Genomic DNA, 19,936 nt, shown 5'->3' with positions numbered 1-19,936 from the left:
CACAAACAATTGACCAACCCTATTGCTCCTTTGTAGGGGGTTCCCCCCTTTCCCCCGATCAGCAGGGCAAGGCAAGGCAGCCAACAGCGGCTGCCTTGCCTTGACCTGCTCCACTTCATTCAAGCCCGCTTGCTCCGGTATCGCCACACAGCCCGTGTAAGCTCACGATTAAGCCCCTCTAGATCTGACACCCAATCACCTGGCCATAGCCGTCCAGGACCTGCCGAGACGTGCGCTAGGAGACGGGTACAGAGTTCCTGAGCAACCAACACTTGCCGCCACCAGTCCTCAATAGGCTTGTAGACAGCGTCCAAATCAACCGTATGTGCCTCACAGTAGCGATGGAGGCCTACGCCGCACATTCCGAGCACGAACACATAAACCTCTTCCCTGGTCTTGAAGGCCTTCTGCCGTCGCTGTGCTAATGACATTTGGCACGGAACGACGCTGACCGCGCTGCGTGGTTTGAGCGAAATAACATTCGAGCCGGGTTGGTCTACAAGACGCAATTCACGCAATCTTCTGGAGTAAATCTCTTCTAACGCTCGAATACGACATGAAAAGATCGCGACTTCTGTTTTGAGCGCGCCAGGCAATTGCTCAAACTTTACCGATTCCTGAATTAAGGTAGCGCAATATTTTTTAAGGCAGAGCAAATTCCCTGCCAACAAGAACAACTCTTCCGCAACTGAATATATACAGGCACGGTGATCAGCAGTAAGTTTTATGGCTATTCCCGGCACCTTACAAAGCATACGCCCTCCACTTGAATGCGCCCACCATAACTGAGAGATTACAAATCTAAAAATAAATAATAACTATAGTCACAGGAACAACCAATCGACAACTTCTATGTCAATAACACAAACTTTTATGCGGAATTAAAATAACGAAATACGTGATATAATAAATAAAATAACAATAATAAAGGACACTGCAATGGCTAAAGATCTAAAAGACCACACTACTCCCGACATGTTTGACGCTGTATATCCAATACAGAAACGTGGACGTAAACCTCTATTTGAGCAGCCCATGTCTGCCGCTCAAAGGGCGCGACGGTATCGTGCCAATAAAAAACTGCGTAACGAAACTAACTAAGAACAAGGCTACTCAGGGTGCGTACTTCGTACACACCCTGAACCTTGCTAGGGTTCCACCCTAGAACCCTAGAACGAGTGGGGTCCCCCCACACCCCAGAAAATAAAAACAACAAGAATGAGTGTTATATGAGCGAACAAGAAAACGCACCAAGTGCTAAAAAAACACTATCAACTACGCGCATACACGTAAAGTTGAGGAAAGAACTCAAAGCCGAACTTGAGAAAAAAGCAGCTGATAGCTTCATGTCTTTGTCACAGCTCCTTCTGCAATCTGCCAGAAAATCAACCATTACGATTAAGTGCGTAGAGGCGCCAAAGAACTCGAAAGAGCTGCTGGCGATGACCGCTGCTTACAACAAATTTGGCGCACAGCTGAACATGATTGCGAAGCACTGCAATACATTCAAGGCCAACAGCGATAGCGTAAAAATTCTCACAGCCTTGATCGACATCGAGCGCTCTGTTGCAGAGCTGAAAGCCGAAACGTTGGGAGAGGTCTGATGGCTATGCACGGATTTAGTAGCCACTCAGGCAGCGCCGGAGGTGGCGGTAGCGGGCCTGTCGATTACTTCACTGATGAGCAGTATTTCGACAAAGAAGAAAGCATATGGCAGCCACGCGATCCGCTGCCAGAAGTCATAGAGGGTGATCCGGCGCTAATGGTGCAGATGATCGATGCGCTCGACCACAAACATAAATACACATCTGGCGTGCTGTCGTTCACCCATGGTGACACCGAAAAGCTAAAGCTATCTGGACTCAGTGAAGCGATTGCGGACATTAACGGTCGGCTTAAAGAAATGCTATTTGCCGGTATTGCACCAGAACACCAGCATATCTTGATCGTAAAGCAGAGCCATCTGGATCGGCTTGAGCTGCATTACGTGCTGCCTAGACACAACTATGAAGTAGACAGAGCCTGGAATCCTGCACCTCCAGGCGAAGCAAAATTTAGGCAGATGGACGCTCTGGTGGATTTTATTAATGTGAAGTATGGCTTAGACGATCCACGTGATCCATTGCGTGCTAGAGCGACGAAGGAAATCGAATGGGAGCCAGCTGGGAAAAAAGCGACACGCGAAACACTTAATGACTTTTTCAAAGAAGCTGTTATAGATGGTGTGATTAATAACCGCGAGCAATTGATTGACTTAGCGAAAATAGCGGGCTTTGAAATAACTCGAATTGGCGATAATTACGTATCGATGAAACCGCCTGGAGTTGATAAAGCAATAAGAATGAAAGGAGAAATTTATGACAGACAATTCACTAGCTCAGCTGAGCTTACAGACACAAAAACAAAGAGTGCAGAACGAGCAGCTTATCTCGCAAAACCAGCAGTTGCTGAACGATATAAACAAGCAGTACGAGAGCGTCGAAACTTTATCGAAAAACGTTTCGAAAAAATACTTGGCGTTGTTAGAACTGGAAAAAACTATTCGGAAACACAGAAATTCAACAACACAAAACGCGGCGACATCATCAAAATCCGTGAAAATCGTTCTCGCAATTTCGCTGATAAGCTTGGCAATCCACCTACTAACAATAACAATGAGGTAATCAGAAATGACGATTTTGGAAAAGAAGCTGATGCAGCTATTGCACGAGCAGAGCGAGTTATCTACAACACTCAACAATCAGCTACTACAGCAAGTCGAATCCTTGAGGCGGGAACTAAAGTTGCTCAATCAGTACCTACAAGAGCTACAAACCCAACTGTGAGATCCCAGTATGAGACCCCACGCAGTGCTCCCCTGGCGAGCGTGGGCACCGCTGGGCTCGCTATCAGCGATGTCGCTGGGGGAATCGCTAGTGCGGATACGGGGGATGCTGACAGCGACCGAATTCTGACCGCGAAACGGCAGGAGGCTGTCGAATCAGCACAACGGTCTGCCACGAGAGCGAAGCAAGACGCTTTACGTAATCAACGGACAACTGATGACGACCTGAGCATATGAATCATGACCAAAATTATAAACTGGAGAGAAACGAATGCAACAACGCACAGCACTTGAACAAGATGTAATAGACTTTGCTCGCGAGTCTTATGAAATACTAGAAAAACAATTAGAATTACAAACAAAACTACTGGAAATGTTCAAAGCCTTAACAGAACATCTACTCACCGAGCACCAACTCCCGGACTTAACCCTTACAGAACTAGGCGTAAATAGTAAGTCCGTGACAAGCGGAAGATCGATTCACAAAAACACAACCACCACGGATTCTTTTTCACCGTGACTAGAAAAATAAAATGCCTCGAATAAAACGAGGCATGAATCTCACTTACAAAAACCGGCATTCATTTCATCGAATCCCGATGTGCTATACACATAGCCTACTGGTGACTTACGACCCACAATCCCTTCGGTAGTAACAACAAGTTTTTCGGATCGCTGAAGTTCATTTGCCAACCGACTACCGCTTGGTGCTTTTAGCTCCGCACGCTGCCAGTCAAGTCGCCAGGTCTCGGAGAACGGTGGTCTGTTATCAATTTTGAAAGTTAGATCAAATGTTTTGTTAGCGCCATTTGATAGGCCAAGCATGTAAGGCAAAGCATCGATTCTCATAGAGCGCTTACTGGCAAAGCAATCTATTGTGAGCTTGAGCTTACCTTGATGCGGTACACCAAGCGTGCCGATAGCAGGTGTAGTGCCTGAGACGAAGCGTCCCGTTGACCCTGTACTAGGTTGACTAGCAATCTCGGGCTTCAATCGCAGCCAGTTTCCGAAAACTGTCGCTCCCATCCCGCGTACATTAACGCGACAGCTTTCAGCAGATCCTTTCGCAAGAATGTCGCAAAAGTCCGCACTAGCCATTGCAGGAATCATCCCCGACGCAATGACTGATATTTTGAGCCAGCTCAAACTTCGCTTACCCATAGCTCTCCCGCCATCAATTACTATAAGACTCAACCATATATGCTGAATACTTCATGGTGTGGTAAAGATTGAGAAGGAATAGGCAAACAGGCGTTAATAAAATACCGAAAACCATAATGATGAGGCCGATACTTACCGGCAGGAGCACCCACAGACTGTAATATATGAAAGAGTTAAAGTGATCGTAAGTCGCTCCGGTAGAGAGATTTTTTAAAGCGTATGTCTCTAGCTGTCCTTTCCTCATACGCCCCACGACTACGATTTCATCGCCCTCTCGAATACTAACGCCGCCTTCGTATTTAAACATCGCGGGGGTAGTGCCCACTCTGAACGTAAACTGGTCGCTGCTCGTAATCGTACCGGAGACATTACCGGTAAATGCTCCAGTTTTCACATTGCCTGACGTGTGCACACTACCGTGAAGGCTAGACACCTGACCAGCAATCCTGACTAGCCCCTTCTTAAGCTTTTCCATTTCTATTCACCGGTTAAATCTTAGTCTCGAACAAAACTTGATTGCGTGAGTCGATTAGCACAAGCTTCTGAGGTGCAATGAGTACCGTCCGTTCCTTCACGAGATTTCCACCGACGCGCTCACGTTCAACGGAGTCAACATATCCGAACACTTCGATTTTCAGATTGCCGCGTTCACCTTCAATTTTTCTCGCCAGATCTGAGTCTTCAACTTTAAAACGCACATCAGACCCGCCGACAAATCCAACTCGTAGTTCGGTATTCGTGGTTCTGAAATAGCACCGTTCTTGATCCGCTCCTTTCATACTTTGAGCGAATCGCGCCTCTTCTTTCGTGTACTTCAGTTTATCTGAGAACAAGCAATGATCAATCTTGAAGCTTTTTTCATCGAAATTATATTTACCCAGCTCCAAGTAGACTGGATTAGTCGGCACACTCAAAAATTTAACCAGCCGATTGCCATTGATTTTTTCTGCTTCGACTTTGGTCTGCGCTGAAATTTTCTCGCTCAGATCGCGCTTTTTAAATTCATCTGTAGTGTCACCGTATTCCCGCCCCAATTGGAATACTTCAGCAGTCGTGGCGTCAGCTGGTACAGAGGTTCTGAGGAGTTCTGCGATATCCTGGCCAGTCTCATCCCACGTGCGATAGTTGTTATAAAGACGGAAAGCAGTGGCGGGATACAGGATATCTAGATAGGCCTCTGGCTGGCCTTCCCCTGGATTGCTGAATTTAGCTACCAGGGTGTTGTTCAAGCTCTCAAACGTGGGCTCATCGCTTTTGGCAGCGGTAGCCTCAACCTGCTTTTTTGGCTCTTTTGGCGCCTCGTTTTCATCTTTACAGCCTACTAGCAGGATCGCGCTAGCAATGGCAGAGGCGAGTGCGATGGAGCGCACAAAATCAGGCTTAGGACTCGACATCTAGAACATCCCTTTAGTTAAGGCTTTAAAAAACTCTGTGAGCAAATCTGCGGAATAATGTCTTTTAGCCATCACGCTATCAATCGTACAGCGTGTGAAATTTGACGCCCCACGACACGATAAGACGCCCTACTACAGCCAGTATTGCTAACCGGTTGAACCGCAGAAAATGGGTCGTAAATACCGTGGCCATAAAGACATCATAACCGCCAGATTAGCGGCATGGCAAGAATCTCAGCGGAGTCAGATAAACACGGCGACCTCCTCAGGCTAGGAGCGTCCGTGCGTGCCCGTAGAAAGGGGCTAGGAATGTCTCAAGAGGCGCTGGCTGATGCGGCTGAGATTGACCGATCACACATGGGGAAAATCGAGCGTGGCGAGCGGAACGTCACAATTTTGAACGTGATCAAGATCGCCGAAGCGCTAAACATAAAGCCCTCAACCCTATTAGAGATAGCAGGGCTTTAAGCTTCGATGGCAAGCTGCACGACAGGGGTGGTTGACCAGTCGCCTGGAACCCGCAGCATGATATAACAAGAGAACTTAGAAATTAACTAAATCCGGCAAAAAGCCATCTTGCACTCACTATAAAGCTGCACACTTAAAAACTAAAAGCGAATAATATCCACATTTGCTTTTTTTGCATGATACAGCCTGTGACAGTTAGGACATTGAGTTGTCATCGTATGATAATTAGCCGGACCTCCTTCACTGTAATATAAAAGATGGTGTCCGTGAGCATCTTTATAAACGCCCCCGCACCGTAGACACATGTAGCCTTCACGTTCCTTAACTTCTTTCTGGGCTTTAATATGGCTCGACGGCCTTTGCGCACTCACATTAGCCCTCCTTATTATTTAAAAGCTCTAGCACTTTGTGAGGTAGTGATTTCTCGTCGCCAATCACAATCGTTCCGCGAGCGTTAGGAGCTATTTTTCGTTTAGCCTCCATCACCGCGGTGGCAATTTTGTGCAAGCTTTCTTCATCAGTGTTGTCAATGGCAATAATCATCCGGTCCCGACCTCCGACCACCGAATTCTGCGCTCCATTAGCTTCTTGGCATGACCTTGCATTATGCCCGGATTTTCCGCAATTTGAACAAGCCATGGCGCCCCCTAGAACGTAATTATTTTAGGTGGTAGTTTCTTTTTTGACGACCTCTCATTAGGCGCTTTCTTTGGCGCTATATGAATTTCTCCGTCACCTTTTGTAATCTTCCATGTTTTATTGTTGAGCCGTGGGTAACCGTCATCATCAATTTCTAGAATGAAGAATTCAGCGCTACCATCACTGTGCTTAATCAGAACTCTATTTTCCCAAAGACCAATTATCTCATCCCCATCTTTGAGTATTTTTATTTCGACTTCAACTTGATCACTCATTTCTCCCCCTATCTAAATCCTAGTGATGATGTGCCAGTTTCTACACCGAGAAATTCTACAACGCCAGGGTCAGCCTACACCAGAACGACTTTCCGCTTTACACGCGCTCCGCAACTGCCGCCAGCTGGGTCGTGAACTCATGGATCTCACCAACCACTGTCTTCAGATGGTGATTAGTGTCATAAGCGATCCAGTTCGTGGGACTGCCAACCAGTTTACCCAGGCTGCACTGCATAATTTTTGCGTCACCCCAGCTAAAACCAGCCCCTCTATAGTGAATCGACTCAACAATTTTTTTGGAGAGCTTTTGACTTTGTGCAAAGCCATCCTCGCCTTTAACCGAGTGCCCCCGAACCACAAAAAAAGCATTATTCACAGTATATCTAATCTTCACATTCATATTTGTGGCTATAGCATCCGAGGAACGTGGATTCCTTACACCATAGTCACCAAAGTAAAGCGATGCAGTGGGGTTCGCAGACAAGAATCCTTTCCAAACGATCATTTCCTTTCTTTGCACCAAATTGCTTGAGTCACGGTCTTTCACAGCCTTATCAATTGAGTCAGGTATTGAACTAGCCGCCATGATAATGTACTCAAACCCTAGACCCTTCATATGTCCATATGCGGTTTCTACGGTTTCCATTACATCTTGCATTGGTAGCTTTGTTACATCCCCAATATCAATAAGGACTGGTGTACTTCTTTCATTAAGCCCAGCACTCGAAACCATATCCTCTATGATTTCATCTAAGTGATCTACATCACCTAGATCTTCAATTGCCAAGCTATCCAATCTTATACAATAGAAAGCTTTTTCAGGAAGCACCATGGACTTTATCGTTTCTCGATATTCTACGGCCTCCCATCTGTCATACCCGATTACTGGACAGACCAATACACCCAGCTCACTCAAACTATTGCAAATATAGCTAAGGATCTGCTCACCACCTTCGGTACTGAATCCGATGGGCCATTGAGACACATCCAAAATGACATGCTTTCCTCTGAAAATTTCAGCTATTTGGTGTGCTCGCGCATCCAAGTAATCTTCAAACGGGGTGTTACTTCTTTTTCTAGCAGCCTCCAGAGACTTTCCTTCGAGCTTTGTTATCTCAAATATAGGCGTACACCGCTCCAAGGAAGCCTTATCTAGCTTGCTTAAATTTTTCAAAGCTTCGATTTCGCCGGCCTTAGCCCTAACAACTGGGAAGTACTGACTGTTCATATTCTTATACCCTATAGATTTTCAAGTTGAGCCCTAACCATTCCCTGGCCGACTAGATCTGTAAACTGGTTATAATTACCCGCTTCTTTTCTAAGGCGCCCAGCAATTATCGCCGGATGAATTTTTAATTCTTTTGCAAGCTCAACAATTGTCTCCCTACTAGGTTTCAAATATGCATCAGTGCGTTTCCAAATAGATCGAGGAATAAATGCATCTCGTGCGATTCTGTTAGCCTCAGACTCTCTTTTATCTGTGGTCGCGTGTTCCAAATCATCAAGAATAGCTTCACTGGAGTCATCAATATGCTTCCAGACGTGAACCAATTCATGTACCAAGGTAAACCAGAAGTTGTCAACTCTGTCATACCTAAGTGTAAGCGCAATAATAGGTGTTCCATCTATTTCTTTAAGCGCTGCACCATCAAGCATAGTACCTTTCAGCTGTGGCTCAATAATTACAGCTATGCCGTAACTTTTGAGCAACTCCACCGCCATTCGCGGACCTTCCTCGAAGCGGCTGAGCTGCGCTACCTCTTTAATTAGCGCATCGCCTATCTTTGCCTTATCATACTCAGGCAATTGGCTTTTAAGCTCCCGAGTCCTCTGAATGACTCGGGCTAGCCATGCATACAAAGCATATGTCGTTGTCGGCGTTGGCGAGTCGCCAGAAAGGGTACGGCGAAAAGAAGCACCACTCTCCTGCAACCCCATTTCAGAAATAAAGCCCTGCACTATCTCTTCAACAGTCTTTTTCGCCTTACTTGTTATGCTATCAATCCAGCCTCTAGCCACCATTTCCTTAACTGGAAATTTGGACCAGTCCACATTAGCTTTATTAGGGCTATTACCTACCTCGTCAAGCCCCACCAATGTGTCCGCTGAGATTCCAAGACCCACCGCTAAAGCTCTAATCATAGGTACTGTAAGAGGGCGTTTTCTCGCCAGCACTTCAGATACTCTACTTCGTGTTCCAAAATAAGGAACCAAGTCAGCCTGTTTCAACCCTTTTTCGGTCATACGAAAAAGAATAGCATCAATTGGATCAGGAGCCTCTACTGGATATTTTTGCTTCTCATAGTCTTCTATGAGCATCGAAAGCAGTTCGAGCCTATCGCTCTCCTCCGAACCAAGCCTCGGAGAAGAAATTATCAGCGAATGCACCTCATTAAAGTATTCGAGGTATTGTTCCTCTGTTTTGATAATTTTAGGGCTCAAGATATTCATAGTTTTTTCACTATTGCAGTGATTATTGCAATTCCCTGGGCAAAAGCGACCTTCAACTCTAAGAATGTGTTGGACTCACAGACAGAGAAGAGAAAGGTATCTTCGGAGGTAGAAAGCGCATTAGGGTACTGTTCGAGTAGCTCAGCGGGGACCTTCCACTTTGCGTGACCGATCTCACTCACCCATACACAAATCCATTTGCGGATATGCTCGCTTTCCCCCTGGAGAGGAGGCAGTTTCTCTCTACCAAGCAATCTCATGATCGTCGCTTTGTTCCCAATTTGGGAACAAGCTACCTCACCCCCCATCCCACGTCAAGAGAGTGTTCCCAAATCGTGAACACCAGCCGCCCTGCACACATGCCTTCCTATATGGAAGACGAGGGGTCATGCGACGCACTGAATTTCTATCTTTCCGAGAAGATACTGGCGATAATGCAGCCTCTTTTCGCGGACGCGTCAGGGCGGCAAAATCTGCAAGGAATGGGCGGCAGCTGCTCAACCAATCTTTACGCAAGTCATTGGTTTTTAAGGCTTTTATTTTTAGATTGTGTCGGGTTCACCTCCCCCCGGCTCACTCCCCAGCAAAATAATCACTATCCACCTGCTTCACCTCATATACCTGCTTAATACTAACCCCCAAGTTGTGCTCAACCATCAACCGAGCCAGCTCCACCCCATCAATCAGCACCACCTTAATATCCAACCCCAATGCCGCCTCCCTCGCCCCCACAGAAAAATCCGAGGTCGTGATAAACACACCCTTGCGCGCCCGCTGCCGGGTCAATGCACCGATAAACTTGTCGATCTCTGGCCGGTGCACCGTGTTGCTCCAGCGCTTGGCCTGCAGGTAAATCACATCCAACCCAAGCTTGTCCTCGTTGATAATCCCGTCGATGCCATCATCATTGGTCGCCTGGGTGGCCTTGCCCGCCTCTTTGCGTGAACCGCCGTAGCCCATGGCCAACATCAAGTCGACTACCAACTGTTCAAAGAAAATCGGGCTGGCAGCCCTCACCTGTGCCAACAGGTCTTCAGCGAGTGACTGCATCAACGCTTGGTGAGCATCCGCCAGTTGCTCGTCAGGGGTCGCTTCGGTGCTTTCGATAACTGCACGGCCCATCACACCCTGCCCCTCGGTAACCTGGGGCCTGCTGGTATGAAAATCGGCGAACTCTGGAAACTGCTTGAGCCACGCCACGGTAATGCGTGCTGGGCCGTTGGCTAGCGCTTGGCGACCTCGGTCAGTGATCTGCACCATGCCCTTGCTCGGGATAGTCAACAACCCTGCTTTGTTGAGATATGTCCTGGACCAACCCACACGGTTATTGATCACCGTTTGATGCCCAGATGGCAGTTGCTATTTGCGTTCCTCCTCGGAGAGTTGGAACACATCAGCGATGGCCTCACGCAGCGCGCTAAGCGGTATCACGGCACCGTCGCGAACAACCTCCAGCACTGGGCGCATGACACTTTGAAAATCCGGGATCGACATCGTGCTTCCTCTTCAATTTGCGCGACACTGCCAGAAACGCTCCTCTGGCGCGCAGTCCAGGCAGCATGATGCCGCATCGATGGCTTCGCGCAAAATGCCCCCTCCCAAAACGCAAAGTGCCCGCTTCTCAGCGGGCACCTCCCCTCTCACCAAATCACACCCAACCCTTACCAGCTATAACTCACCTTAGCCGTAACCTCCCGCGCCGGGTTGTAGTAGTTCGCCGTCCCCGACCCCACCACATGTTGCTCATTCAACAAGTTACTCACGTTGATCGCCAAGTCCGTCCCCTTGGCAATCTTGTAGTTGAACGCCGCATCAAACAGCGTGGTCCCATCCGTACGCTTGGTATTGGCGGCGTCCATGAAGTACGCCCCCACATACCGCGCACCCAGCCCGACGCTCACGTCGGTCCCCGGCACATCGTAATAGGTCCACAACGACGCCGAATGCTTCGGTGCGGTGGTCAGCTCGTTGCCTTTGAGCGAGCTGCCGTCATACAGCGACCCGCGGATCACCTCGGAGTCCATGTACGAATAGCCACCCACCAGGCTGAGCTGCGAGGTCAGTTGCGCCTTGGCCTCCAGGTCCAGGCCGCGTGCGCGCGACTCGCCCACGGTCTGCTGCTCGATGATGCCGCTCGGCAGTACCACGGCAATGCTCACGTTCTCCTGGGTCAGGTCGTACACCGAGGCCGAGAACATCGCGTCCATGCTCATCGGCGAGTACTTCACACCGACTTCGTATTGCCGCCCGGTCTGCGGGGTCACGCCCACTTGGGGCGGCGAGACGGACTCGACCATGCTCACGTAGGTGGACACTTCATCGTTGACGATGTACGTCAGCGCACCGCGATACGAGGTTTCGTTGAAGTGGTCGCGCTCATCGATCTGGGTCGGCGTGGAGAACAGGTTGTAGCCTTTGCTGGTCAGGTCCATCGCGTCGTTGCGCACGCCACCGGTGACGATGAAGCGGTCGTAGAACGACAGGTTCTGCTGCAAGAACACGGCCTTGGTCGAGACGTCGTTCTTGGTCGCGGTATAGGGCGTGAGGGTGGCGGGTACGCCGGTGAACACCGGGTTGGCGATGTCGATCGGCGACACGCTGTCGTACACCGAGGTTTCCTTGGTCGCGGAGTTGAGGTACTCCACGCCCACCAGGGTGCTGCTGTCGACGTGCTCGAACTGCGCGTCGTATTGCAGCATCAGGTTGCCGTTGAACTGGTTGGCGTCACTGTCGGTGCCCAGCAGGTAACGCGGGATGCTGCTGCCCACGCGCCCGGCGGAGTCGCTCAGGTACACATAGCCGTAGTTGTCGGTCAGCTCGCTGTAGCGCAGGTTGCTGCGCAGCACGAAGCCGTTGTCGAAGTCGTGGGTGATGTTGCCGCTGAGGCTGGTGCGCTCAACGTCGTGGTAGTTGTAGCTGGGCTCGCCGTAGAACTTGTCGCGGTCGTATTCCTTGTCCAGCGGGTAGCCGCCGCTGTTGGGCGAGCTGTTGGTCTTGAGGAGGTGGACACTTCATCGTTGACGATGTACGTCAGCGCACCGCGATACGAGGTTTCGTTGAAGTGGTCGCGCTCATCGATCTGGGTCGGCGTGGAGAACAGGTTGTAGCCTTTGCTGGTCAGGTCCATCGCGTCGTTGCGCACGCCACCGGTGACGATGAAGCGGTCGTAGAACGACAGGTTCTGCTGCAAGAACACGGCCTTGGTCGAGACGTCGTTCTTGGTCGCGGTATAGGGCGTGAGGGTGGCGGGTACGCCGGTGAACACCGGGTTGGCGATGTCGATCGGCGACACGCTGTCGTACACCGAGGTTTCCTTGGTCGCGGAGTTGAGGTACTCCACGCCCACCAGGGTGCTGCTGTCGACGTGCTCGAACTGCGCGTCGTATTGCAGCATCAGGTTGCCGTTGAACTGGTTGGCGTCACTGTCGGTGCCCAGCAGGTAACGCGGGATGCTGCTGCCCACGCGCCCGGCGGAGTCGCTCAGGTACACATAGCCGTAGTTGTCGGTCAGCTCGCTGTAGCGCAGGTTGCTGCGCAGCACGAAGCCGTTGTCGAAGTCGTGGGTGATGTTGCCGCTGAGGCTGGTGCGCTCAACGTCGTGGTAGTTGTAGCTGGGCTCGCCGTAGAACTTGTCGCGGTCGTATTCCTTGTCCAGCGGGTAGCCGCCGCTGTTGGGCGAGCTGTTGGTCTTGAGGTAGTCGAGTACCACGGTGGCCGAGGTGTAGTCGGTCGGCGCCCAGGTCAGGCCGCCCATGATGAAGCGGTTGTCGTCCTGGGAGTGCTCGTACTCGCGGTCGCTGTTCTGCAGCTTGGCGGTCAGGCGGCCGGCGAGGGTCTTGTCATCGTTCAGCGCATCGCCCACGTCGATGCCGGTTTCGCGGTGGTTGTACGAGCCGTAGGTGACGTAGCCCTGGCCGAATTGCTCGAAGCGCGGCTGCTTGGTGACGAAGTTCACCGAGCCGCCTGGGTCGGCGGGGCCGAACAAGGTGGAGTTGGCGCCGCGCAGGATTTCGATGCGCTCGTAGGCGAACGGGTCTTCGCGCACACCGCGCATCGAACTCAGGGTCAGGCCGTCACGGTAAGTGGTGGCCTGGAAGCCGCGGATCTGGAAGTAGTCGTTGCGGTCGTCCGTGCCGTAGTAGTCGCTGACCACGCCTGGGGTGTACTGCAACGCTTCTTCGGTGGTGCTGACGCTGCGCTGCTCAAGCTCCTTGCGGGTCACCACCGAGACCGAGGCCGGGGTGTTGAGGATGCTGGTCGCGACCTTGCCGCCGACCCACAGCTCCTTGGCCACCACCGAGTTGATGTCGTCGCCGGCATCGACCTTGACCTTGGCGTTGATGATCACCGGGGCCAGGCGGTAGTCCTCGGTAGCGCCGATCTCGAGGGGGCCTTCAGGCTTTTTTCGCGGCACCAGCAGGTAGGCCTGCGGCGCCTGTTGCTCGGCTTGCAGGTCGCTGCCCTGCAACAGGGTCGAGAGGGCGCTCGCGGTATCGAAGGTGCCACTCACCCCGCGCGTGGTGCGGTTCGCCACGCTGGCCGCGTCGAACGACAAGCTGATGCCTGCCTCGCGCGCAAAGCGGTCGAGCGCCGGGCCCAGCGCGCCGGCAGGGATGCTCCACGACTGGGCCTGCTGGCGGTGTTCGGCGGACGTGGTTTGCGCCAGCGACGGTAGCGCATGGCTGGCGACGATCAGGCCCAAGGCGGCCGCCTGGATGGCACGGCTCAGGGGGTGGCGCTGTGGAACCGGGGACGAACTCATTTTCTCGCTCCGTAAATGGGATCGGCAGACTGGCCTGTATTCCGGCCTTTCCTAGATGCCGAACGAGAATGAGAAATCACCTCATTTATTTTTATTGATGTGTCGCCGCTGCGTTACGAGGGTCGTGCAGGAGCGGCCTTTTCCGGCTGGTCCGGCGCTCCGGCAAGGCCGCTCAAATTTCGCGCTAGCCTATAAATGTTGGCTTGCGCGGTCGTGTAGGAGATCACCCAGCCCTTTGGGCTGCGCTGTCGCGCAGAGAACTGATTTCGCAAGCGCTCCGCGTACCCTGTGGGAGCGGCGGTTCGGCGCCCCGACTTGCCCGCGAAGCAGGCGACTCGGTGGATGGCACCGGCTTTGCCGGTGCTCGCGGGCAAGCCCGCTCCCACAGATTCCTTCTAAATCAACAAGTTATGTGTAGTTCTATGAGAGCGGCCTTGCGCCGCGATGGGCTGCAAAACAGCCCTAAATGAACAGTATTACGCCCAAGCGCGGTATTTCATGCTGGCCAGAGCCCTGGGCGGGTAAGCTGACGTTCACCTGCCCACCAGGGCGCCGGGGAGAAACGCTCGCATGTCACGCCTGTGGATAACCCTCTGCGTGTGCCTGCTCGCCAGCAGCGCCAACGCCGCCCCGCACATCCTGCACCTTGGGCAAGGCCGAGGTTACGACCTGCTCGCCTACGCCAACCTCGCCCAGCCACAGGCCACGCGCGCGGTGATCATCGTGCATGGCGTGCGGCGCAATGCCGAGGATTACTACCGCAGCGGCGAAGTGCTGCTGCACAACGCCGGCCTGGAGCGCTCGACCACCCTGCTGCTGGCCCCCAACTTCCTCACCACCCAAGACCCCCTCGCCCGCGACAGCATGCCGTTGTGGCCCAAAGATGGCTGGATGCAGGGCAGCGAATCGAGCGCTGGCCAGCGCGGCATTGCCGCCTTCAGCGTGCTGGACGACCTGTTGGCTTACCTGGCCGACCGGCAGTGTTACCCGCACTTGAAGGAAATCGTGCTGATTGGCCATTCGGCCGGCGCCCAGCTGATGCAGCGCTATGCGCTGCTGGGTACGGGCGATCAACGCCTGCAAGCCTTGGGTATCAAGGTGCGCTATGGGGTTTCAAGTCCATCGTCGTACCTGTACCTGGATCCTCACCGGCCCCAGGGCGATGGCTTCACCGACAACGGCCTGTGTGCCGGCTACAACCGCTATCGCTATGGCCTTGAACAGCCACCGGCCTATCTCACGCGGCAGGGGCTAGATGCGCGCCAATTGCTCCAACGCTACGCCGCGCGTGACGTGACCTACCTGGTCGGCGCCCGCGACACCCACGCCGACAGCAAGGTCATGGACCATCGCTGCGGCGCGCAAGTCCAGGGGCGCAATCGGGTCGAGCGCCAGCTTGGCTATATGCGCTACGAGGCTTTCCTGTCACAAGCCTGGGGCGTGGCCATTGCCCATCGTCAATTCCTGGTGCCGGGTGTGGGGCACAGTGCTGCGCAATTGTTCGCAGCGCCAGCGGTTGCCCATCAGCTGTTCTGAGGCCATTGCGCACGTAACGAAAAAGGGGCACCTCGCGGCGCCCCTCCCTCCCGTCACACGATTCGCTCAGCCCACCGAGCTGGCCGCCACCGCGCGCTTGTGTCCACGCGTGGTCACGATCCCCAGGAACGAAATCACGATTGCCAGGCTCAGCGTTGCACTGACCTCGGCGCGGTGCTCCTCGGTGAACATCATGACCGCCAACGCCGCGCTGATGAACAGGATCACCGCCCAGGTCAGGTACGGGAACAGCCACATGCGGAACTTCAGGTTGGCGTTTTCACGCTCCAGCCGAGCGCGCATGCGCAATTGCGAAATGGCGATCACCAGGTACACCAGCAGCGCGATGGCGCCGGAGCTGGCCAACAGGAACTCGAACACGCCCTTGGGCGCGAAGTAGTTGAGGATGGCGATGGCCGCACCGATCAGCGTGCTGCCGAACACTGCCGCACGCGGTACGCCGACCTTGGAGGTGTGCTTGAGCAGCGCCGGCGCATCGCCGCGCTTGGCCAGCGAGTACATCATCCGCGAGGCGATGTAGATCGAGGAGTTCATGCAGCTGGTCACCGCGATCAGCACCACGAAGTCGACCATCAGCGCAGCATTCGGGATATTCATGATCTCCAGCGCACGCTGGTACGAGCCCACGACGGCCAGTTGCGGATCGTTCCACGGCACCACCGAGATGATCACGAAGATCGACAGGATGTAGAAGGTGCTGATGCGCCAGATCACCGAGCGGGTGGCCTTGGCGATGTTGCGCGCCGGGTCGCTGGATTCGGACGCGGCAATGGTCACCGCTTCGGTGCCGATGAAGCTGAACATCACGGTGATGAACGCCCCCACCACCGCCGACCAGCCCTTGGGCACGAAACCGCCGTGCTCGGCCATCAAGGTACTCAGGCCGCTGACCTCGCGCTGGGGCAACCAGCCCATCAGCGCCGCGAAGCCCAGGCCGATGAAGCCAAGGATCGCCGTCACCTTGAGAATCGCGAACCAGAACTCGAACTCACCGTACTTGGCCACGCTGAACAAGTTGGTGCAGGCCAGCAGCAGCACCGAGGCCAGGGCGAAGATCCAGCTGTCCACCTGGGGGAACCAGGCGTTGAGCACGTGCCCTGCGGCCAATGCTTCGATCGGGATCACCAATACCCAAAACCACCAGTACAGCCAGCCAATGGTGTAGCCGGCCCAGCGGCCAATCGCCTGATCGGCGTAGGTGGAGAAGGAGCCGGTGTCCGGGTGCGCCACGGCCATTTCGCCGAGCATGCGCATGACCAGCACCACCAGTGTGCCGGCCACGAAATAGGAGAGGATGGTAGCGGGACCGGCCGCCGCGATGGCGTGCCCGGAGCCCACGAAAAGTCCGGCGCCGATGATCCCGGCGATGGACAGCATCGTTACGTGACGTGGCTTGAAACCTTGTGCAAGGTTGCCATCAGTTCCCACGGTGTTCATTGATGTTGTTCTCTTTTTGCTGACACAAGGATTGGGCAGAAGGCGTAGGCGAAGCAGTATCTCCTTGAAATGAAACAGAATGATACGTCGCTCACGCTCTGTTGTTGACCTTGTTCACGCTTTCACAGAGCAACGCACCGGCAAGTTCGGCGTTCATTCAAACAGCGCCGGGCCCGGTGAAATTATTCGAGAACGCCTCGAAGGTGCGCGATCACGACAACGCATGCCGCTTCACGCCAGATGTCGTGAATGGCATGCCGGATCACGCCAGCCTTCCATTCGAGGGTTTTGTTTTGCCTTGGAATATGCTCTGCCAGTGCCGGAGCATTCGCGGGTAAACCCGCTCCCACAGGTACTACGCAGTGCTCGAAATCTACGCGAGCCCTGTGGGAGCGGGTTTACCCGCGAACGGGCCGGCACTGCCCCCCAAAAAACCCGCGTCGTTTCGCCCGCCCACAAAAAAGCCCCGGTCTCCCGGGGCTCTGCTGCCGGCGTCTGCCTACGCCTGCCCAGTACGCTCGAAGCGCCGGGCCAGCAGCAGGTAAGCGAAGATCCCCAGCACGCCATGGGCGGCCACGAACCAAAGTGCGTTGTGGAATGAGCCGGTGCTGGCCACCACGTAGCCGATCACCAGTGGGGTGACGATGCCGGCGATATTGCCGATCCCGTTGAATACGCCGCCGCACAGGCCGACCATTTTCTTCGGTGCCACATCCGACAGCACTGCCCAGCCCACCGCTGCCAGGCCCTTGCCGAAGAAGGCCAAGGTCATCAGCGCGATCACTGCGGCATTGCCGTCCACGTAGTTGGCCAGCACCAGGCTGGTGGACAGCCCCATGCCAATCACGAACGGCGTCTTGCGTGCTTTGGACGGGTGCACGCCACGGCGGATCAGGCAGTCGGAAACGAAGCCGCCGAGGATGCCGCCGGTAAAGCCGCAGATCGCCGGCAGCGCGGCAACCCAGCCCGCCTCCATGATGCTCATGCCGCGGCCCTTGATCAGGTAGATCGGGAACCAGGTGATGAAGAAGTACGTCAGCGCGGTGATGCAGTACTGGCCCAGGTACACCGCCCACAGGTTGCGGCTGGTGAACAGTTGCGCAAGCTCGGCGCGGGTGGGTTTGCTCTTGGCGGTCTTGCGTTCTTTCTCAAGGTCCACCAACGCGCCGCCTTCACGCATGTAGTCGAACTCTTCGCGACTCAGCCCCGGTGCGCTGTGCGGCTCGTGGTAAAGACGGAACCACAGCACCGCCAGCAACAGGCCGAGCACGCCCATCCAGATGAACACCTGCTCCCAGCTCAAGGTATGGGTCATCCACGCCATCAACGGAGCGAACACCACCACCGCCATGTACTGCGCCGAGTTGAACAGTGCCGAGGCAGTGCCGCGCTCGCGGGTCGGGAACCAGCAACTGACGATGCGCGAGTTGGCCGGGAATGCCGGCGACTCCACCAGGCCGAGCATAAAGCGCATCGAGAACAGCGCCACCGCTGCCGATACGCCGGCCAGGCCCATCCAGCCTACGGTGCCTTGCAGCAGGGTGAACACCGACCAGAGGATCAGGCTATAGCCATACACCCGGCGCGCCCCGAAGCGGTCGAGTAGCCAGCCGCCGGGCACTTGGCCCAAGGCGTAGGCCCAGGCGAACGCGGAGAAAATCATACCGAGCATCACCGGGTCCAAGCCCAGGTCGCTGAGCACCTGGGTGCCGGTGATCGACAGGGTGGCGCGGTCGGCATAGTTGATGACGGTGATGACGAAGATCAGCGCCAGAACTACAAAGCGATGGCGACCGATCCTGGCCACAGCCTGGGTGGCGGCGACGGCGGATTTGCTGTGCATATGGACCCTCTTGCTTCTCGATGGAAGCGATTGTTCTTGTGGAAAGAAGGTGTGGCCTTTTGAAGCCTTTTATTGCCTGTACCGGCCTATTCGCGGGTAAACCCGCTCCCACAGGGGCGGCAGCGCTCACAAGGTCTGTGCATACCCGCGAAAGGGCCCTAGCGTTGATTCACTCGATTCGGCGGCACCTCACCGGCAAAACAGGCCTTGAGGTTGTTCAGCACCATGGCGCCCATCTCCAACCGGGTCTGTTCGGTGGCACTGCCTCGATGTGGCTGTAGGCTGACGTGGTCCAGGTCGCGCAAGGCTGGCGGCACATGCGGCTCATCGACGAATACATCCAGCCCAGCCCCAGCGATACGCCGCTCACGCAGCGCCTGCACCAATGCCTCTTCGTCCACCAACTTGCCCCGCGCCACATTCACCAGGTAGCCCTGCGGCCCCAGCGCATCGAGCACCTCGGCGTTCACCAGCACCTGGCCGCCATCGGCGGAGGCGGCCAGCACCAGCACGTCCACCGAGCGCGCCAGCGCGATCAGGTCGGGCTCGTAGCGATAGCCGCTCTCAGGTTGCTCGCGTCGCCCGTTGTAGGCGATGCGCATGTCGAACGCTGCCGCGCGGCGGGCGATGGCCTTGCCCACTTGGCCAAGGCCGATGATACCCAGTTCGATACCACTGACCTTGCGCGCCAGCGGTAGGTTGACCGTGCCCCACTGACCGTCGCGCACCAGCCGCTCACCCTCGCCCAGACGGCGCAAGGTGCTGATGATCAGGCCCATGGCCAGGTCCGCCACATCGGCGGTAAGCACGCCCGGCGTGGTGGTGACCTGGATGCGCCGGCTGGCGGCGTGACGCAGGTCCACAGCGTCGGTGCCAATGCCGCTGATGGCGATGATTTGCAGTGCTGGCAACTGGTCCATCAATGCGTTGGACAGGCCCTTGGCGCCCCCGGTGACGACCGCGCGAATACGCGGGCCGACCTCGGCGAGCAGTCGTTGCGGGTCGTCGTGCTGGTACAGCCGATGCACCTGATAAGCGCTGGTCAGTTGCGCATCGATGGCGTCGGGTACGGGCTGGGTCAGCAATACGTCGATAGTGGGAAGGGTCATCTCAGGTATCCGGCAG

At 54.5% G+C, this 19,936-nt stretch carries 18 protein-coding genes and 3 pseudogenes; 5 read left to right on the top strand and 16 right to left on the bottom strand.

Going from position 1 to position 19,936, the window contains the following annotated elements; translation table 11 throughout:
- Window positions 1–119 precede the first annotated feature (119 nt).
- Complete coding sequence (locus ACNFIC_RS23040; RefSeq protein WP_416782165.1) at window positions 120–755, bottom strand: hypothetical protein; 636 nt, start codon at window positions 753–755, stop codon at window positions 120–122.
- A gap of 474 nt (window positions 756–1,229) precedes the next feature.
- Between ACNFIC_RS23040 and ACNFIC_RS23035 the strand changes: the two genes are divergently transcribed.
- Genes ACNFIC_RS23035 through ACNFIC_RS23025 form a run of 3 tightly spaced genes read left to right on the top strand, consistent with a single transcriptional unit; the run spans window position 1,230 to window position 3,344 of the window.
- Entirely contained in the window at window positions 1,230–1,604 is a 375-nt protein-coding gene (locus ACNFIC_RS23035; RefSeq protein ID WP_416782163.1) for a hypothetical protein, read from the top strand.
- Window positions 1,604–3,061 (top strand): hypothetical protein, encoded by a 1,458-nt coding sequence (locus ACNFIC_RS23030; protein WP_416782161.1) that lies wholly within the window; start codon window positions 1,604–1,606, stop codon window positions 3,059–3,061. The genes ACNFIC_RS23035 and ACNFIC_RS23030 overlap by 1 nt, the downstream gene beginning before the upstream one ends.
- 34 nt (window positions 3,062–3,095) lie before the next feature.
- Window positions 3,096–3,344 (top strand): hypothetical protein, encoded by a 249-nt coding sequence (locus ACNFIC_RS23025; RefSeq protein WP_416782159.1) that lies wholly within the window; start codon window positions 3,096–3,098, stop codon window positions 3,342–3,344.
- A gap of 41 nt (window positions 3,345–3,385) precedes the next feature.
- Here ACNFIC_RS23025 and ACNFIC_RS23020 read toward each other — a convergent pair whose 3' ends face one another.
- The 3 genes from ACNFIC_RS23020 to ACNFIC_RS23010 are packed head-to-tail and all read right to left on the bottom strand — an operon-like array spanning window position 3,386 to window position 5,379.
- A complete protein-coding gene (locus ACNFIC_RS23020) occupies window positions 3,386–3,985 on the bottom strand; it encodes a hypothetical protein (RefSeq protein ID WP_416782158.1) in 600 nt (199 codons plus the stop codon).
- A 13-nt stretch (window positions 3,986–3,998) separates the two neighbouring features.
- Window positions 3,999–4,460, bottom strand: coding sequence for a hypothetical protein (locus tag ACNFIC_RS23015; protein WP_416782156.1), 462 nt, complete (start codon window positions 4,458–4,460; stop codon window positions 3,999–4,001).
- A 13-nt stretch (window positions 4,461–4,473) separates the two neighbouring features.
- On the bottom strand, window positions 4,474–5,379 hold the full coding sequence (locus ACNFIC_RS23010; protein WP_416782154.1) for a hypothetical protein: 906 nt from the start codon (window positions 5,377–5,379) through the stop codon (window positions 4,474–4,476).
- A gap of 222 nt (window positions 5,380–5,601) precedes the next feature.
- On the opposite strand from ACNFIC_RS23010, the gene ACNFIC_RS23005 reads away from it, so the two are divergent.
- Window positions 5,602–5,847, top strand: a complete 246-nt coding sequence (locus tag ACNFIC_RS23005; RefSeq protein ID WP_416782153.1) for a helix-turn-helix domain-containing protein — start codon at window positions 5,602–5,604, stop codon at window positions 5,845–5,847.
- A 140-nt stretch (window positions 5,848–5,987) separates the two neighbouring features.
- On the opposite strand, the gene ACNFIC_RS23000 is transcribed toward ACNFIC_RS23005, so the two are convergent.
- From ACNFIC_RS23000 to ACNFIC_RS22960, 9 genes and pseudogenes are all read right to left on the bottom strand, one after another.
- A complete protein-coding gene (locus ACNFIC_RS23000; RefSeq protein ID WP_416782217.1) occupies window positions 5,988–6,152 on the bottom strand; it encodes an HNH endonuclease in 165 nt (54 codons plus the stop codon).
- A gap of 67 nt (window positions 6,153–6,219) precedes the next feature.
- Complete coding sequence (locus ACNFIC_RS22995) at window positions 6,220–6,390, bottom strand: hypothetical protein (protein ID WP_416782151.1); 171 nt, start codon at window positions 6,388–6,390, stop codon at window positions 6,220–6,222.
- A gap of 104 nt (window positions 6,391–6,494) precedes the next feature.
- Window positions 6,495–6,761 carry a hypothetical protein gene (locus ACNFIC_RS22990; RefSeq protein ID WP_416782149.1) on the bottom strand — a complete coding sequence of 89 codons (267 nt, stop codon included), beginning with the start codon at window positions 6,759–6,761 and terminating at the stop codon, window positions 6,495–6,497.
- 97 nt (window positions 6,762–6,858) lie between these two features.
- Window positions 6,859–7,989 (bottom strand): beta family protein, encoded by a 1,131-nt coding sequence (locus tag ACNFIC_RS22985; RefSeq protein WP_416782148.1) that lies wholly within the window; start codon window positions 7,987–7,989, stop codon window positions 6,859–6,861.
- 11 nt (window positions 7,990–8,000) lie between these two features.
- On the bottom strand, window positions 8,001–9,212 hold the full coding sequence (locus tag ACNFIC_RS22980; protein ID WP_416782146.1) for an ImmA/IrrE family metallo-endopeptidase: 1,212 nt from the start codon (window positions 9,210–9,212) through the stop codon (window positions 8,001–8,003).
- Window positions 9,213–9,785: 573 nt separating this feature from the next.
- A complete protein-coding gene (locus ACNFIC_RS22975) occupies window positions 9,786–10,262 on the bottom strand; it encodes a restriction endonuclease (protein WP_416782216.1) in 477 nt (158 codons plus the stop codon).
- 183 nt (window positions 10,263–10,445) lie between these two features.
- A pseudogene (locus ACNFIC_RS22970) lies at window positions 10,446–10,679 on the bottom strand (winged helix-turn-helix domain-containing protein); the annotation flags it as partial.
- Window positions 10,680–10,873: 194 nt separating this feature from the next.
- A pseudogene (locus ACNFIC_RS22965) lies at window positions 10,874–12,211 on the bottom strand (TonB-dependent siderophore receptor); the annotation flags it as partial.
- Between the two features lie 2 nt (window positions 12,212–12,213).
- Window positions 12,214–13,974 (bottom strand): annotated as a pseudogene (locus tag ACNFIC_RS22960) (TonB-dependent siderophore receptor); the annotation flags it as partial.
- A 570-nt stretch (window positions 13,975–14,544) separates the two neighbouring features.
- On the opposite strand from ACNFIC_RS22960, the gene ACNFIC_RS22955 reads away from it, so the two are divergent.
- Window positions 14,545–15,510, top strand: a complete 966-nt coding sequence (locus ACNFIC_RS22955) for an alpha/beta fold hydrolase (RefSeq protein ID WP_416782145.1) — start codon at window positions 14,545–14,547, stop codon at window positions 15,508–15,510.
- 66 nt (window positions 15,511–15,576) lie between these two features.
- Here ACNFIC_RS22955 and gabP read toward each other — a convergent pair whose 3' ends face one another.
- The 3 genes from gabP to ACNFIC_RS22940 all read right to left on the bottom strand — a co-directional run bounded on the left by gabP (window position 15,577) and on the right by ACNFIC_RS22940 (window position 19,920).
- A complete protein-coding gene (gene gabP / locus ACNFIC_RS22950) occupies window positions 15,577–16,968 on the bottom strand; it encodes a GABA permease (RefSeq protein ID WP_138221657.1) in 1,392 nt (463 codons plus the stop codon).
- Between the two features lie 499 nt (window positions 16,969–17,467).
- Window positions 17,468–18,811 (bottom strand): MFS transporter, encoded by a 1,344-nt coding sequence (locus ACNFIC_RS22945; protein ID WP_416782144.1) that lies wholly within the window; start codon window positions 18,809–18,811, stop codon window positions 17,468–17,470.
- A 158-nt stretch (window positions 18,812–18,969) separates the two neighbouring features.
- Complete coding sequence (locus tag ACNFIC_RS22940) at window positions 18,970–19,920, bottom strand: 2-hydroxyacid dehydrogenase (RefSeq protein WP_416782142.1); 951 nt, start codon at window positions 19,918–19,920, stop codon at window positions 18,970–18,972.
- Window positions 19,921–19,936 lie beyond the last annotated feature (16 nt).

The sequence above is a fragment of the Pseudomonas sp. NY15463 genome, from assembly GCF_048068415.1.
Lineage (GTDB): Bacteria > Pseudomonadota > Gammaproteobacteria > Pseudomonadales > Pseudomonadaceae > Aquipseudomonas > Aquipseudomonas mosselii_C.
The sequence above is the reverse complement of the archived record's forward strand: the minus strand, read 5'-3'. Positions and strand labels throughout refer to the sequence as shown.